The sequence below is a fragment of the Streptomyces sparsogenes subsp. cuspidosporus genome (assembly GCF_039532705.1).
Taxonomy (GTDB): Bacteria; Actinomycetota; Actinomycetes; order Streptomycetales; family Streptomycetaceae; genus Streptomyces; species Streptomyces sparsogenes.
In genome coordinates this window covers 394,639-410,107 of sequence record NZ_BAAASD010000001.1, presented here as the reverse complement: position 1 = coordinate 410,107, position 15,469 = coordinate 394,639, and the positions used below count along the sequence as shown (strand labels likewise).

At 70.0% G+C, this 15,469-nt stretch carries 11 protein-coding genes; 3 read left to right on the top strand and 8 right to left on the bottom strand.

Features of this window, described 5'->3' with window-relative positions; all coding sequences use genetic code 11:
* Positions 1 to 4: 4 nt before the first annotated feature.
* Positions 5 to 1,261 carry an extracellular solute-binding protein gene (locus ABFY07_RS01585; RefSeq protein WP_346172653.1) on the bottom strand — a complete coding sequence of 419 codons (1,257 nt, stop codon included), beginning with the start codon at positions 1,259 to 1,261 and terminating at the stop codon, positions 5 to 7.
* Positions 1,262 to 1,510: 249 nt separating this feature from the next.
* Between ABFY07_RS01585 and ABFY07_RS01580 the strand changes: the two genes are divergently transcribed.
* Positions 1,511 to 2,551 (top strand): LacI family DNA-binding transcriptional regulator, encoded by a 1,041-nt coding sequence (locus tag ABFY07_RS01580; protein ID WP_346172652.1) that lies wholly within the window; start codon positions 1,511 to 1,513, stop codon positions 2,549 to 2,551.
* A gap of 150 nt (positions 2,552 to 2,701) precedes the next feature.
* On the opposite strand, the gene ABFY07_RS01575 is transcribed toward ABFY07_RS01580, so the two are convergent.
* The 4 genes from ABFY07_RS01575 to ABFY07_RS01560 form a co-directional block, all read right to left on the bottom strand.
* The gene (locus tag ABFY07_RS01575; RefSeq protein ID WP_346172651.1) at positions 2,702 to 3,484 is read right to left on the bottom strand and encodes a DUF7158 domain-containing protein; all 783 of its coding nucleotides are present in this window, start codon (positions 3,482 to 3,484) and stop codon (positions 2,702 to 2,704) included.
* The gene (locus tag ABFY07_RS01570) at positions 3,481 to 4,878 is read right to left on the bottom strand and encodes a COG1470 family protein (protein WP_346172650.1); all 1,398 of its coding nucleotides are present in this window, start codon (positions 4,876 to 4,878) and stop codon (positions 3,481 to 3,483) included. Before ABFY07_RS01570 ends, ABFY07_RS01575 begins: the two co-directional genes overlap by 4 nt.
* The gene (locus ABFY07_RS01565; protein WP_346172649.1) at positions 4,875 to 7,670 is read right to left on the bottom strand and encodes a glycoside hydrolase family 38 N-terminal domain-containing protein; all 2,796 of its coding nucleotides are present in this window, start codon (positions 7,668 to 7,670) and stop codon (positions 4,875 to 4,877) included. Before ABFY07_RS01565 ends, ABFY07_RS01570 begins: the two co-directional genes overlap by 4 nt.
* A gap of 106 nt (positions 7,671 to 7,776) precedes the next feature.
* The gene (locus ABFY07_RS01560; RefSeq protein WP_346172648.1) at positions 7,777 to 8,712 is read right to left on the bottom strand and encodes a glycosyl hydrolase family 18 protein; all 936 of its coding nucleotides are present in this window, start codon (positions 8,710 to 8,712) and stop codon (positions 7,777 to 7,779) included.
* A 526-nt stretch (positions 8,713 to 9,238) separates the two neighbouring features.
* Between ABFY07_RS01560 and ABFY07_RS01555 the strand changes: the two genes are divergently transcribed.
* Entirely contained in the window at positions 9,239 to 10,183 is a 945-nt protein-coding gene (locus ABFY07_RS01555; RefSeq protein ID WP_346172647.1) for a C45 family autoproteolytic acyltransferase/hydrolase, read from the top strand.
* Between the two features lie 336 nt (positions 10,184 to 10,519).
* Here ABFY07_RS01555 and ABFY07_RS01550 read toward each other — a convergent pair whose 3' ends face one another.
* The 3 genes from ABFY07_RS01550 to ABFY07_RS01540 all read right to left on the bottom strand — a co-directional run bounded on the left by ABFY07_RS01550 (position 10,520) and on the right by ABFY07_RS01540 (position 14,277).
* Positions 10,520 to 11,902, bottom strand: coding sequence for an L-serine ammonia-lyase (locus tag ABFY07_RS01550; protein WP_346172646.1), 1,383 nt, complete (start codon positions 11,900 to 11,902; stop codon positions 10,520 to 10,522).
* 80 nt (positions 11,903 to 11,982) lie between these two features.
* Positions 11,983 to 13,116, bottom strand: coding sequence for an aromatic ring-hydroxylating oxygenase subunit alpha (locus ABFY07_RS01545; RefSeq protein ID WP_346172645.1), 1,134 nt, complete (start codon positions 13,114 to 13,116; stop codon positions 11,983 to 11,985).
* A 75-nt stretch (positions 13,117 to 13,191) separates the two neighbouring features.
* Positions 13,192 to 14,277, bottom strand: coding sequence for an S-(hydroxymethyl)mycothiol dehydrogenase (locus tag ABFY07_RS01540; RefSeq protein ID WP_346172644.1), 1,086 nt, complete (start codon positions 14,275 to 14,277; stop codon positions 13,192 to 13,194).
* 258 nt (positions 14,278 to 14,535) lie between these two features.
* Here ABFY07_RS01540 and ABFY07_RS01535 point away from each other — a divergent pair, with 258 nt between their 5' ends.
* Positions 14,536 to 15,333: an IclR family transcriptional regulator gene (locus ABFY07_RS01535; RefSeq protein ID WP_346172643.1), complete on the top strand. Its 798-nt coding sequence runs from the start codon at positions 14,536 to 14,538 to the stop codon at positions 15,331 to 15,333.
* Positions 15,334 to 15,469: the final 136 nt, after the last annotated feature.

Sequence of the window (15,469 nt, the reverse complement as noted above, 5' to 3'; positions counted from 1 at the left end):
GACGTTACTGGTCGAGCAGCTGGTTGCAACGGGCGACGATGTTGTCCAGCGCTTCCTTCGCGGGCTTCTTGCCGGTCAGAGCGAGGGCTATCTGCTGGTTGAGAATGCTGTTCATCGCGTCTGTCCAGATCGGCGGCGTGAAGTTCACCGCCTTCTGCATGCCCTTGTACGCGATCACCGCCGCGTCACCGGCGGGGGTGCCGTCGCTCTTGCTGAAGGCGGGGTCGTGGGCGGACGCGGCCGATCCCGGCAGGAAGCCCTGCGCCAGCTTGACGAACGCGACCTGGTTGGTGTTGTTCGTGGCGTACCGGGCGAACGCCAGCGCGAGCGGGAGGTTCTTGCTCTTGGCGGAGACCGAGATTCCCTGGACGTACAGCGGCGGGGTGTCCAGCGCCGGCGAGGGGACTATCTTGGAGGCCAGGCTCGGGTTGGTCTCCTGGACGCTCTGGATGAACTGGCCGGCCCCGGTCGTCCAGGCCACCTGCTGCTTGTCGAACAGCGCCGTGTTGCCCTGGTACTTGTTGCTCAGGACGTTCGCGGGCAGGTAGCCGGCCTTGTAGGCGGCGGTGTACTTGTCGATCATGGCGGCGGCCTTCGCGGTGTTGAAGGCGAACTTCGTGCCGTCCGGGCTCAGCAGGGGGGTGCCGGTGTTGGCGATGTCCATGAGCCCCGGAGCGCGGCTCATCAGATAGTCCTTGCCGTCGGAGGCGTCGTGCATGATCTTGGCCTGTGCGACCAGCTCGTCGAAGGTCTTCGGCGGCTTGGCGGCGTCGAGGCCGGCCCGGGCCATCATCGCCTTGTTCCAGTAATTGATGTCGGTGCCCAGGTACCAGGGGAAGGCGAAGCTGTGGTTGCCGGAGTTGGTGTCCGCGTAGGTGTATGCCTTGAGCCCGCTGCCCACGTAGTCCTTGGCGAGGGTGGGGACGTTCTTGGTGAGGTCGAGCAGGTTCCCCGTCTTCGCCGCCGTGTGCGCGATGTCCGGGGGAAGGTTGACGACGTCCGGCAGACTGCCGCTGGCGATCTGGCCGGTCACCTTGGTCGCGTAGCCCTCGCCGGGCTGGTCGATCCACTTGATGGTGGTGCCCGGGTGTTCGGCCTCGAAGCGCGAGATCAGCTTGGTGAAGTACGGCGTGAACTTGGGGTTCTTCAACGACCAGGTCTGGAAGGTGATCGAACCCTTGAGCGGCGCGCCGGTGGCCACCTTCTTCTGCGTCGAGTTGTCACTCTCCCCGCCGCCGACACCGCAACCGGAAAGGGTCATGGCGACAGCCGCTGCGACGGCCGCGGCAACACTGATTCTTCGCATGAGTCAACCTCGATCATGGGCTGGGAAGCGTTGGAGAGAGCTGCTGGGTGGAAGCCTGTGGCGCGATCGCCCATCGCCACGCGTTCCACCGACCGTGCGGTCCGGGTAGCCGGCCGGTCGACGTGTGTTTACTAAAGCGCTCTACTTGAAATGGGACTATGCTGGCGGCTGTAGCAGGTTGTCAAGAGAGGAAGCACAGCAGGGATGGCCAGACGCACAATTGACGACATCGCCCGCGAGGCGGGGGTGTCGAGAGGTGCCGTGTCGTTCGCCCTCAACGGGCGCCCCGGCGTCAGCGAGGCAACCCGGGAACGCATCCTCCGGATCGCCAAGGAGATGAACTGGCGCCCGCACAGCGCCGCACGCGCGCTGGGCGGCGCCCGTGCCGACGCCGTCGGACTCGTGGTGGCACGGCCGGTGGAGACGATCGGCGTCGAGCCGTTCTTCGGCCAGCTGCTCGCCGGCCTCCAGGCCGAACTGTCCGCGAAGTCGATCGCCCTGCACCTGATGGTCGTCGAGGACACCGCCGCTGAGATCGAGGTCTACCGGCGCTGGGTCTCCGAGCACCGCGTGGACGCCTTCGTCGTGGTCGACCTCCAGGTCAAGGACCCGAGGATCGCCGTCCTCGAAGAGCTTCAGGTGCCATCCCTGATACTCGGCGGTCCCGGCCGCCACGGCGGGCTCACCAGTGTGTGGGCCGACGACCGGAAGGCCATGCTCTCGGTGGTCGAGTACCTCGCGGCTCTCGGACACCGCCGGATCGCCCATCTCGCCGGCATGCCCGCGTTCCACCACACGGCACGACGCATGCGAGCGCTGCGCGACCACGCCAAACGGCTCGAGCTCATCGACGCCGTGTCGATCCCGACCGATTACAGCGACGCGCAGGGGGCCGCCGCCACCCGGACCCTGCTCGCCAGGTCACCGCGGCCGACCGCCATCATCTACGACAGCGACGTCATGGCCGTCGCCGGGCTGGCGGTGGCCGCGGAGATGGGCGTCTCCGTGCCGGACGAGTTGTCCATCGTCTCCTTCGAGGACTCGGTGCTGACCCGCATCGTTCATCCGCCGATCACCGCACTGGTCAGGGACACCTTCGCGCTCGCGAGGCAGGCCGCCCGCAGCGTGCTCGCGGCCATCGAGGACCCGGGCTCGGCCCGCGATCTCGAGACCGCGACGCCGATCCTCACCGTCCGCGGGAGCACCTCGCCACCGCCCGGGGACGCGGTTTATGAAACGGTTTAGTTTCCCGGGCCGCCGACGGGTGGACGGGCCGGTAGCGGACCGCGGTGGGACCGCCGACGACACCGCCGGCAACACCGCCGACACCGTTGGCCGCCGGATCCGCGCCATGGGCGCCGCCGGCCGGCCCCCGGGTCCCCCGGTGCTCCGGCCTCAGTGTCGATGGTAGTTGTCCGGCTGTGCCGGGTCACCCGGGTGCTCCAGCCCCGGCACCAAGGTCAGTCGTCGGGCCCGGGCCTGGTCGAGCCAACGGACGAAGGCGATCCGCCGAGCGCAGTCCCGCAGATGGGCTGCCGCCTCGGTGAGGGCACCGGTGGGGGCCTCCGGACCGGCCGGGGCCGGCTGGGAGACCGGCTCGGCCAATGCCGCCGTCCACCCCCCGACCTCGACCACCGCGCCCGGAGGTGCGCTGCGCAAGGCGGCGGCCAGGTCGGCCGGGAGAGTGGCCGGGTCCGCGTCGAAATCGCCGTCGGGCGTGGTGAGGCGCCATCGGGTCGTGGTCCGGTTCGTGGCTGCCCCGACCGCCGTACGGTAGGCCGCTGCCTCCGCCGCCGTGGCATCGACCTCGGCGGTCACGGCTGCGAAGACCGCGCGCACGGCCGCGTTGCCCTCGTAGGCGGCCGCGGCGATCGAGCCGAGCTCGACCGCCGCACGCTGGTCCAGACGCGCCAGTGGCGCGGCGGAACAGTCCAGGTCGCGCGCGGCGGCCTCGGCCCGGCACAGTTCTTCGGTCAGCACCACCTGCGCCACCCAGCGGGTCAACTGCCGGTCCTCGGCGGTGCCGGGGGCAGGCAGCGCCGAGCTGCGCGGGCCTGCGCGCAGGGCGGCGAGCCTGCGGTCGAGTTCGGTGCGCGGCAGCGGACGCCCGTCGAGGAAACCCAGCAGACCCGTCGCCCCTCCCCTGGCCGGCGGGCCCGTCACCTCCGGCGTGTTCACGGCGCCACCACCAGCTCGACGGTAGGTGCGTACTGGCAGCGGCCGAACCACATGACCTTGGTGACCGCCCAGTAGGAGCCCGGGTCGGCGTCCAGCGGTGGCGCGACGTCGAAGCCGATCGTCTGCCGCTCTCCGGGTGCCAGGAGGAAGCCGCACACCGGCGTGGAGAGGGCCTCCCAGGTGCCCCACGGGGAGATCGTCTGCAACTCGCCGCGGATCTCACCACGCGTGCGGTTGGTGAGAACGACTTCGTGTCGGGCACGCTCACCGGGCGCCACCCGCAGCGACGAGGCGGCGACCTCGACCGACAGACCGGTGTCGCGTCCGGTCGTCGCCGTGGTGCCCTTGGTCTGCTCCCATTCGGCGGGGGGTTCACCGGCGGTTGGCAGCAGCTCCGGTAGCTCGCCGACCGCGACGGTGGCCACGTCCTCGATCATCTGTCCTGCGTACTCGATGCGCACGGCGACGAAGTGGAGCCCTGGCGGGGTGTCGGCGGCCGGGGTCACGGTGACCGGGAAGCGCACCTCCCCGGCGGGTCCCAGGCGGTAGGGACGACGGCGCGGGCTGACCGCCCAGTCCTCCGGAGCGATCACCTCGGCAGTGCCTTCCACCGCCGCGTCCCGCAGGTGCGAGGAGAGCACCGCGGACAGCTCGACGCTGCCGCCACTGGTCGTCAGCAGCCCCGGGCTCACCCCCACGGAGACCGGCAGGTAGCCCATCGGGGCGGGTCCACGGTTGTGCAGCCAGTACCGGGCGTAGACAGGTTGGGCGATTTCCGCCACGGGCCCCAGCGGCCCACCACCCACCGCGGCTCCGGCCGGCACCGCGGTCACCGTGGCGACCTGCGCTCCGGCCAGTGCGAACTCCGCGCCGACCGTGTCCTGCGCGCGTTCGAGCAGATCGGCCCGGTGCAGCCCGCCCAGTTCCAGAGCGCCGCCCAGCCGTGCGGTGCGGCCGAGACCGGTGGACTCGACCAGCCGGAGCGTGACCCCGGCGGCGGGGTCGAGAGCGGCCGCGGAGCCGGACGCGATCGGGTTTCCGGTCGGTTTGAGACTGCTCAGCCGCACCTCGCGTGCGGGCTCGACCCGCAGCCAGGACTGTGTGGCCGGCAGCGGTCCGTCGTGTGCGGGGACCACCCGGGTGAGGAGCTCGTGATTGAACTCCTGGCCCTGGGCGGACAGCCCAAGGGCCCGCCAATCGCCCAGACCCGACACCAGGGAGTAGGTGAAGTCATGGGTCCAGCGCTGGAGTTGGAAGGAGGAGCCGTCCGGCACGGTGCGCCGCGGAGGGTCGATCCACACGCCCGAGGGCCACCCGGTGCACGAGCGCAGCAGCGACAGGTGCAGCGCGCCGGTGGGATCGACCGCGAAGCCCGGCAGGCCGTAGGTGATCAACGCGCCCGTGTGATCGGTGAGCCGCTCGGACGCGGCAGCCCACCGGCGCAGACGGCTTCGATCCGGGCGTCGTCGAGGTCGGCGACCAGAGCGGCGGGGTCGGTGACCACAAGGGCGGGCAGCGCCCGCAGGTCGCGCAGGTCGGCGTTGGGCTGCCACACCTCGGTCAGCGGCTTGTCGGCCGGCACCCAGACCCGGCCGCGGGCGGCCAGCACGGCCGCGTACTCGGCGCCGGCCCGCTCCAGCAGCCGCGCTGCCGCACTGTTGCTCCCGGGGCCGCCGAGAACGATACGGAAGTCCGGCAGATTGGAGTCGACGTCCAGCCAGCCGTACCTGGACCTGTCCGCGCTCGCGGTGGTGGCGGTGACACCTGCCCTGGCGAGCGCCACGACCAGGTCGCGGGCGTCGGCGGCGGCCGCCGGCTCGGGGACGATCACCTCGGCGACGCCAAGGGCGCGCTCGCCCAGGGCGGCGCCTTCCGGGTCGGTGAGCGTGACGCGTGCGGTGGCGCTGAGGCCGAACCAGGTGTTGGCGGGGTTGTCGAGGGTCCAGGGAGCCTCGGCCACGTCCACGTCGGGGAGGGCGAAACCGCGGCCGACGACGGCGTCGGCCACCTCGCTGACCGGCAAGGTGCCCGGCAGGTCGAGCGGGAAGCGCAGGCGCAGCAGACGGTCCGCGCCGGAGTGGTCGATCACCCGGGTACGGCAGTCGACACGGTCGGCGCCATGCCAGAGGGTGACGGTCTGCTCGTAGCCGAGGCCGTCGACGGCACCGGTGCTGATCAGCCTCTCCCCCAGCGGGCCGACCTCGCGCCGCACCTGGCCGGAGTTCGAACTCGACCCCACCGCCGGCCCCTTGGGCAGAAGGTGCCAGGGGCCCTCGCCGAAGTCCGGGTGCTGCGGGTACTCCTCGTACATCCGCAGCTCGTTGCCCACCTGGCCGGACCGGAGCAACTCGCGCCCGTGGAGCTTGTCGTGGATGCTGCTGAGGCCGCCGCCCCGCGCGGGGTCGGCCGTGACGCGGTAGCGCTGGTTCTCGGCGGTCAGTCCCTCAGCCGCTTCCCACAGCGGATCCGGCCGGCCGTCGAGGAGGCGCCACGTGCGCCATCCGAGCGCGGGTACACCTTCGGCGCGGAAGTACAGCGTGCCGCGGTCGACGGCGCACGCGACCGGGGCGCCGGTGTCGTCCACCACCCGGACCTGCGCGAGGTCCGCAGGCAGGCGGACCGAGACGATTCCGGTCCGGTCGAAGGAGAGCGTGTTGGCGACCACCACGGCCCGGCCTTCGCCGCTGGTGTCGATCCGGCCGACCAGTGCGTCCAGGGCGGTGTCGCGCACCTGCGCGGCGAGGTCGTGGGCCTCGCGCCATCCGCCGAGCAGATCGAGGTAGACCTGGTCCGACTCGGTTCCGGTGATGGCGTCGTGGTGGGCGCCGTAGGCGAGCTGGCGCCAGACCTTGTCGAGCGCGGCCTGCGGGTAGGTGCCACAACCCTGCAAGGCGGCGAGGGTGGCGAGCTTCTCGCCGTCCAGCGCGGCCACCTCTCCCGCGCGCTGGGCCTGCTTGGTGTCGATGTAGGAGACGTCCTTGCCGGTGTAGACCGGGTTCATGTCGCGGGTCTGCGGGCTGGGCCTGCGCCCGGTGGCGGCGAGTTCCTCCCGGACAGCGGTCAGGAACTCGCGGGGGATGGCGCAGACGAAGCGTGGCCAGACGTACTTGGCGGCCCAGGAACGGTGGATCTCGGTGACCCACTTGTTCGGTGGGGTGTAGTCGGTGCCGACCGGCAGCAGCAGGTTCTTCGTGGCCCCGACGGGCTTGAGCTTGCGGTACAGCTCGTAGACGGCGGCCTCGGCGGCGGCGAGGTCCTCGGACGAGTCCATCCACCACCCCGCGGAGTAGTGGTGCGGCATGTAGTGGGTGAGCACGCCGTTCCCGGAGGGCGAGACCCATTCGAACTCGCTGGGGAACTGCATGAGGGTGGCGTCGTCCTTGGCCGCCTTGAAGTTCTTCTGGACGGGGCCCCACTGGTGGAAGGGGCCGCGGGCCCAGGCGCTTCCCGTCAGCCCGGCGTCGGCGAGGTAGCCGGGGAACTGCGGGTCGTGGCCGAACACGTCCAACTGCCAGGCGGTCTGCGGATCACCGCCGAGGATGTCACGCTGGTAGCCGATGCCGTAGACCAGGTTGCGGATGGTCGCCTCGGCGCCGGTCAGGTTGGTGTTGGGTTCGTTGTAGGTGCCGCCGACCAGCTCCACCTGGCCGCGCTCCATCAGCCGGCGAAGGTCGGCGCGACGTTCGGGGTGCTGGTCGAAGTACGGCTTGAGGTAGTCGACTTCGGCGAGGACGAACTTGTAGACCGGGTCGCGCATCGCCAGGTCGAGGTGGGCGTCCACCAGGGCGAAGCCGTTTCGCTCCCAGAGCGGACGGGTCGTGGCGTCGCCGGAGAGCAGCTCCCAGGGGGAGGTGTAGGCGGCCTGGGTGTTCCACCAGACGGGGTCGTAGTGGAAGTGCGAGATCAGGTACATGGTCCAGCCGGGCTCGGCGACCGTGACGGTGGCCTCGGCACGGGCCGGACCGGCCGTGACGGTGACCGGAAGCTCGCTGCCCGGGGCGATGTCGGCCAGATCGAGCGGGACATCGACCGTACCCGTGCCCGTCGCCTCGCCGCGCACGCCCGGTCCCTGGGCCGTGACAAGGGTGGGCGGACCCTCGATGGACACACGCAGCACCTGGCGTGGCGTCTCTGCGGTGCCGACGAACAGGTCGGTGCATTCTACGGCGGTGATGGTGACCGGCACGGGTCGATCCTCTCTGGCTGCCAGGACGAGCGCCTGTGACCGGCTGGGCGGTCACAGGCGCTCCACGTGAGTCAAACGGTGGTCGGCCGGACGGGCCGAGGGCGTGTCACTTCATCGCCTTCTTGGCAGCGGCGTACCAGGATGCCGGGCCGGTGCCGTTCACCGGGACGGCGTTGAAGTACTCCCAGCCCGCGACGCCGGCGAATCCGGGGTACTTACCGGTCAGGGAGGCCAGTGTGCCGCTCAACTGCGCCGGGCTGACGTAGCCGGAGCAGTTCGCGGGGTTGGTGACGGTACCGGCGACCACCCGGGCGGGAGCAAAGCCGGCCTTGATCACCTTGTCGTAGTCCGAGGTGCTGCTCAGGGCACCCCAGCCGCAGTAGAACTGGGCGTTGTACCAGGATATCCGGCTGCCCATGTCCTGCTCCAGCTTTGCGTAGCTGAAGCCGCCGGAGAAGTTCGACTCACCCGACAGGTCACTGGCCACGGGCGCGAGGTTGATGACGAACCTGCTGCCGAAATCGGTGCGCAACTGGTTGATCAGACGCTCGGTGTCGGAGAGTGAGAAGCGCTCCTCGATGTCGATGTCGATGCCGTCGAAGTGGTACTTGCGCAGAAAGTCGCGCAACTGCGGGTAGTAGGTGTCGAAGTCCTTGTGCAGGGCGGCATAGCTGCCCTGGGCTGCGCCGCCCAGCATCGCCTCCATCCGCACGCCGCCGGCGCGTAGGGCCGCGAGGTCCCGCCACATCCGATCGTACTTGGCGGCCGAGGGCGGGTCGTCGTTCAGGGTGAGGGGGCCACCGGCGTTGAGGTGCACAGCGGCCACGTCGATGTCGGTGACTGCGTGTTCCAGCGGCAGCGGCGAGACGTAGTTCCCGTCGCGGTACTGGGTCTGGTAGTAGGCCACGACGCGGTGGGCCGATGCCCCGTAGTCGTCCGCCCGGCTCTCCCGAGGTACTTCCGCGTTGGCCGTGCCGGAGGCGAGGGCGAGAGCACACGTGGCCAGCAGCACGGAGCAAGCCCGCGCAAAGCGAGAAGACATGGCTGTCTCCTGGGGTGATGGGATCGGGCACCGAAGCGCCCGCGAATAGGCGTGAGGCTAAAGCGATTTATCTCGAACGTCAATCAGTCCGACGCCTGCGGATGTGCCGCCACTCCAGGTCGCACCCACGGGCGCCATCGCGCAGGCGGCTCACCAACTGGAGCCCGCCCGCGTCCGCGGCGAGAAACGCAACCGCGGGGGCGGAGGCCCCCCTCAACGCCACAGCATGACCGATCCGGTGGACCAATGCGGTCACAGCACTGGATCGTTTTAGTAGCGCTGGCACCCAGCGACGCCGACGCCCACCGCAACCATCCGGTCGATCCGCGCCGGGCGGCTTGTGCGAGGGGCCTGTGCGGACGGTGGCCGTTCCCTGCCTCAGCCGCGGCGAACATCCTGCTATGCCGTTCGAGAAGATCTGCGAATATTCGGATGCCTCCACCAACCATGCTTGATTTGGCGAAATACGGCCGAATTTGGCTAGGTTATGCGCACCTGAATCGACGTCCGCAAGGGAGCGGCAGCCATGAACCAACAGCAGAAGACCTTTCGTGCTATCGAGGTCGGCGACGGAAGCGACGGGCGATGGGCCGCCCGTATACAGGCTCTGTGGCCGCTCGCGGAGGGGTGGATGACCGAGGAGAGCCGGACTCCGGAGGGCGCAGATCGTGCTCAGAGGCTGTTCGAGGCGCACATGCCCGAGCTGGTCCCGGTGCTCGACCGCCTCGCCGGTCAACTCGAGGCGCCCGAGGCGAAGACCTTCCTCACCCTCGCGACCTTGCGGCCGTTCTTCTCGGGCTGCACCCAGATCGGCGGCAGTGGCACCCTGCTGCGCAACTACGACTTCAGCCCCGATGAATGCGAGGGCACTATTGCCTCCTCCCACTTCCTCCGACCGGTTGTCGGAATGCAGGAGGCCGCCTGGGGCCTGCTGGACGGAATGAACGATGCCGGGCTCGCGGTCTCACTCACCTTCGGCGGGCGATTCGTCCACGGCCCGGGCTTCGCCATCCCCATCGTCCTGCGCTACCTGCTGGAGACCTGTAACACCGTTGACGAGGCAGTCCGCAAACTGAAGTCCATACCGATCGCGATCCCGCAGAACGTCACCCTTGTCGACCCCGAAAAGGCACTGACGGTGTTCGTGGGGCCGGACATCCCGCTGACTGAGGCACCGGACGCCTGCGCTGCCAACCATCAGCACATGCCGGTGCCCGACGAGCAGGAGCGGTTCTCCCGGACCCAAGAGCGACTGAACGCCATGCGCGCGGCCGGTGCGGACGTGGCGGCGATGCTGAAGCCGCCGCTGTACCAAATCGCGTACGACGAGGGGCTGGGAACCGTCTACACCGCCCATTACCGGCCCTCCGAGGGCCGTGTGACCTACTACTGGCCCGGCGAGTCCTGGGAACAGTCCTTCGATGACTTCGCTCCGGGGTCCCGCACCGTGACCATCGGCCAAGCCGGCTGAGAACTCCTCTCGCCCTCTGGCTGCGGCTGGTCGTGGTCACGGACGGCTCTGGGCCGCTGATGCCGTCGGCCAAGACGGCGGCCCTGTGCTGCTCGTCGGCATGCCTCTGGCTCATGGCCTGCTCGTCGGCGCCGCGTGCGCTGTACCGGATCCCCCAGCGGTGGCGAACAGCACCTGGCTGGTGGATCTGGCCGCGGGCGGACAGGTGGTGGTGAAAGGCGGCCGGAGGCCGCCTGCGGGACGGTTCCGGACCGAAGCCGAGGGCCTGGCCGCGCTGCGCCGGCACTTCCGGTTGTGCGGGTGCTGGTGGCCGGACTTCCCGCTCCGCCCGCTTCCTCAGCACTCGATGACGTTGACGGCGAGGCCGCCCCGGGCGGTCTCCTTGTACTTGACCTTCATGTCGGCGCCGGTCTCCTTCATGGTCTTGATGACCTTGTCGAGGGAGACGTGGTGGCGGCCGTCGCCCCGCAGGGCCATCCGGGCGGCGGTCACGGCCTTGACCGCCGCCATGCCGTTGCGCTCGATGCAGGGGATCTGGACCAGGCCACCGACCGGGTCGCAGGTCAGGCCGAGGTTGTGCTCCATGCCGATCTCGGCGGCGTTCTCGACCTGTTCCGGGCTGCCGCCCAGCACCTCGGCGAGGCCGCCGGCGGCCATCGAGCAGGCGGAGCCGACCTCGCCCTGGCAGCCGACCTCGGCGCCGGAGATGGAGGCGTTCTCCTTGAACAGCAGGCCGATGGCGCCCGCCGCGAGCAGGAAGCGGACGACGCCCTCCTCGTCGGCGCCCGGTACGAAGTCGAGGTAGTAGTGCAGCACTGCGGGGATGATGCCCGCCGCACCGTTCGTGGGGGCGGTGACGACCCGGCCGCCTGACGCGTTCTCCTCGTTCACCGCCATCGCGTAGAGGGTCACCCACTCCATCGCGCGCCCCGCGGGGTCGCCCTCGCCGCGTAGCGCCCGGGCCGCCGCCGCGGCCCGTCGGCGGACCTTCAGGCCGCCGGGAAGGATGCCCTCATGGGAGAGGCCGCGGGAGACACAGCCTTTCATGACCCGCCAGATATGCAGCAGCCCCGCGCGGATCTCCTCCTCCGTACGCCACGCCTTCTCGTTCTCCAGCATCAGCGCGGAAATGGACAGGCCGGTCTCCCGGGAGAGCCGCAGCAGTTCGTCGCCGGTGCGGAACGGGTGGGCCTGCACCGTGTCGTCGAGCTTGATGCGGTCCACTCCGACGGCGGCCTCGTCGACCACGAAGCCGCCGCCGACCGAGTAGTACGTCTTCTCCAGCATGGGCAGGCCGTCGGCGTCGTACGCGAAGAGCGTCATGCCATTGGCGTGGTATGGCAGCGAGCGCCGGCGGTGCAGCACCACCTGGGTCGAGACATCGAAGTCGATCTCGTGGGTGGGGCCGATCTCGGCACCGAGGAGGCGGATGCGCCGGGTGCCGTGGATCCGCTCGACGTCCAGCTCCGCCCGGGCGACGTCGACCGTATGGGGCTCGTTGCCCTCCAGGCCGAGCAGTACGGCCTTGGGGGTGCCGTGGCCGTGTCCGGTGGCGCCGAGGGAGCCGAACAGCTCCGCCCGTACCGAAGAGGTCTGGGCGAGCAGGCCGTCCCTCTTCAGCCGGGCGGCGAACATCCCGGCGGCGCGCATCGGGCCGACGGTGTGTGAGCTGGACGGGCCGATGCCGATGGAGAAGAGGTCGAAGACGCTGATTGCCACGCCGTACTCCGTGGGATCGAAGAGGTGTGCCCATGTGCGCCATGGGCACACCTCCGCAGATGGGCGGGGGTGGGGAGGGATCAGTCGACGGCCCGTGTGTCGAGCTTTTCGCGCAGCCAGGTGTGGAACGCGCCGATGTGGTGTTCGCTGGGCACCAGGACGCCGCCCTTGGTGTACGCCCGCGAGCTCATCCCCGGCTGGGTACGCTCACACGCGTCGAAGTCCTGCTGGTTGACCCGGTGGAAGAGCTCCACGGACCGGCTGACGTCCTTGCCGCTCTCGACGACGTGCGGAAGGTAGAGCCAGTCGCACTCCACGATTGTGCGGTCGTGTGCCAGCGGGTACATGCGGTGGAAGATCACATGGTCGGGCACCAGGTTGATGAACACCTGCGGGTTGACGGTGATCGCGTAGTAGCGGCGGTCCTGGTCCTCGGCGACACCGGGGATGCGGTCGAGGCCCTCGGATCCGTCGACGGTGAAGCCCTGGACGTCCTCACCGAACTCGGCGCCGTGGCCGACGTAGTACTGGGCGGCGTAGCCGTCGGCGAACTCGGGGAGCACCTCGGTCAGTTCGGGGTGGATGGTGGCGCAGTGGTAGCACTCCATGAAGTTCTCGATGATGAGCTTCCAGTTCGCCTTCACGTCGTAGGTGATGCGGCGGCCCAACCGCAGGCCCTCGATCCCGTAGTTCTCGATCGACTCGACGTCGCCGAGCCGCGCGACCACGGCGCCGGTCACGTCTTCCTCGAAGGACGGCGGGGTGTCGGCGAGGCACACCCACACATAGCCGAGCCACTCGCGGACATGGACGTCGATCAGGCCGTACCCGGCCCGGTCGATGTCCGGCATCGACGTCAGGTTCGGGGCCGCGATCAGCTTGCCGTCCAGCCCGTAGGTCCAGGCGTGGTAGGGGCACTGGAAGGCGCGCTTGACCTCGCCGGACTCCTCGGTGCACAGCTTGGCGCCGCGGTGCCGGCAGATGTTCAGGAACGCCTTGATCGAGCCGTCCCGGGAGCGGGAGACCAGCACGCTCTCGCGTCCGACCTGATAGGTGCGGAACTGGCCGGGCTTGGCCAGTTCCGCGGCGCGGGCCACGCAGAACCACATGGCCTCGAAGACGCGCTCCTGCTCCAGGGCGAAGAGCCCGGAGTCGGTGTAGTACTCCCCCGGCAGCGTTGAGATCAGGCTCGGGGGCAGATCCATCATGGTCATCAGATCACCTTCGGAGGAGTCAGACCCGCACGCGGCGAGGGCCGAAAAGGGATGATGGGGTGCTCGGTGGTGCCGTCACAGGACCACCACCGAACGCAGGACCTCGCCGTGGCGCATCTTGGCGAACGCCGCCTCCACCTCGTCCAGGGCGATCTTCTCGCTGACGAAGTCGCCCAGGTCGAAACGCCCACGCAGGTAGAGGTCGATCAGGGCGGGGAAGTCACGGGAGGGCAGGCAGTCGCCGTACCAGGAGGACTTCAGCGCCCCGCCGCGGCCGAACACGTCGAGGAGGGGCAGGTCGACGGTCAGGTCCGGGGTGGGCACGCCCACCAGAACGACGGTGCCGGCCAGGTCGCGGGCGTAGAAGGCCTGCTTGTAGGTCTCGGGGCGGCCCACCGCGTCCACGACCACGTCGGCGCCGAAGCCGCCGGTGAGGCCGCGGATGGCCTCGACGGCGTCGGTCCTGGAGGAGTCGACGGTGTCGGTGGCGCCGAACCGCTCGGCCCACTTCAACTTCCGCTCGTCGATGTCCACGGCGATGACGCGGCCGGCGCCGGCCACCCTGGCTCCCGCGATGGCGGCCATGCCCACCCCGCCGCAGCCGATCACCGCGACGGAGTCCCCGCGGCCGACGCCGCCGGTGTTGACCGCGGCGCCGAAGCCGGCCATCACGCCGCAGCCGAGCAGCCCGGCCGCGGCGGCCGAGGCGGTCGCGTCCACCTTGGTGCACTGGCCGGCGGCGACCAGGGTCTTCTCGGCGAAGGCACCGATGCCCAGGGCCGGGGAGAGCGGAGTGCCATCGGCCAGCGTCATCGGCTGGGTGGCGTTGTGGGTGGCGAAGCAGTACCACGGCTTGCCCTTGCGGCAGGCCCGGCACCGGCCGCAGACCGCGCGCCAGTTGAGGACGGCGAAGTCGCCGGGCGCGACCTCGGTGACCCCTTCACCGACCGCCTCGACCACGCCGGCGGCCTCGTGGCCGAGCAGGAACGGGAACCCGTCGCCTATCCCGCCCTCCCGGTAGTGCAGGTCGGTGTGGCAGACACCGCAGGCCCGCACCCGCACCCGCGCCTCCCCCGGACCGGGGTCCGGCACCAGGACGGTCTCCACCGAGACCGGCGCGCCCTTCTGCCGGGCGACGACGGCGCGTACCTCGTGTGTCACTGTCGATCTCCTCGTCGCGGGACTGCCGAACGTCAGCTTCGGCGGGATGTGCCGGGTGGCGGGGGAACATCGCCCTTGTTGCGCAATGCGCAATAATCTTCGCCATAAGCAACGATCGAACAAACTGTCTTCCCTGCGGAGGACCACTGTCAAGGGGTTGTCCGAGGAACCTTGTCCCGTGTCGGGAGTCGGCCGGGAACCACCGGCGCGACGCGCGGCCGGAGGGGGCTGCACGCACTCCCGTCCTATAGTTGCGCCATGAGCAACAAGGGGCCAGATGGCGAAACAGCAGCTCCCGCGGCGAACGGGGTGCAGTCCGTCGACCGTGCCGTCAGCGTTCTGGAGATCCTCGCCCAGCGCGGTGAGGCGGGCGTCAGCGAGGTCGCCGCCGAGATCGACGTCCACAAGTCCACCGCGTTCCGCCTGCTCGGGGCGCTGGAGGCACGCGGCCTGGTCGAGCAGGCGGCCGAGCGGGGCAAGTACCGGCTCGGCTTCGGGATCGTGCGCCTGGCAGGTGCGGTCACGAGTCGTCTCGACATCACACAGCAAGGCCGGCCGGTGTGCGAGCGCCTCGCCGAGGAGATCGGCGAGACCGTCAACATCGCCGTCCTCCAGGAGCACTACGCGGTCAACCTCTGCCAGGTGCGCGGCCCGGGCGCGGTCGGCACGCACAACTGGGTCGGGCAGCTCACCCCGGTCCACGCCACGTCCAGCGGCAAGATCCTGCTGGCACACCTGCCGGCGAAGGAGCGCGCCGGAGTGCTCGCAGCGGCCGGGGCGCAGCAGCTGACACCGCACACCCTGACCGCCCGGGCGAGGCTGGAGAAGAACCTCGCAGAGGCACGGAAGCGCGGGTACGCGGTGACGCTGGAGGAATTCGAGATCGGACTGCACGCCATGGCGGCCCCGATCCGTTCCCACCACGGCGAGGTCGTCGCCGCCCTCAGCGCCTCCGGCCCCGGCTACCGTTTCACCGAGGAGCGCATCCACGAGCTCGCCCCCCTGCTGCTCGAGGGCGCGGACGAGATCAGCCACCGCATGGGCTACGTGGGCTGACCCCGCGCGCGGTCCGCGGGAGGGGCGCCACGGCGTTCCAGGCGTACCACGACGCTCTTGGACGTCGGCGTGTTGGAGGTGTCGGCGACGGAACCGAGCCGGACGAGCGGCGTCCAGCAGCAGCCGGGACAGCGCC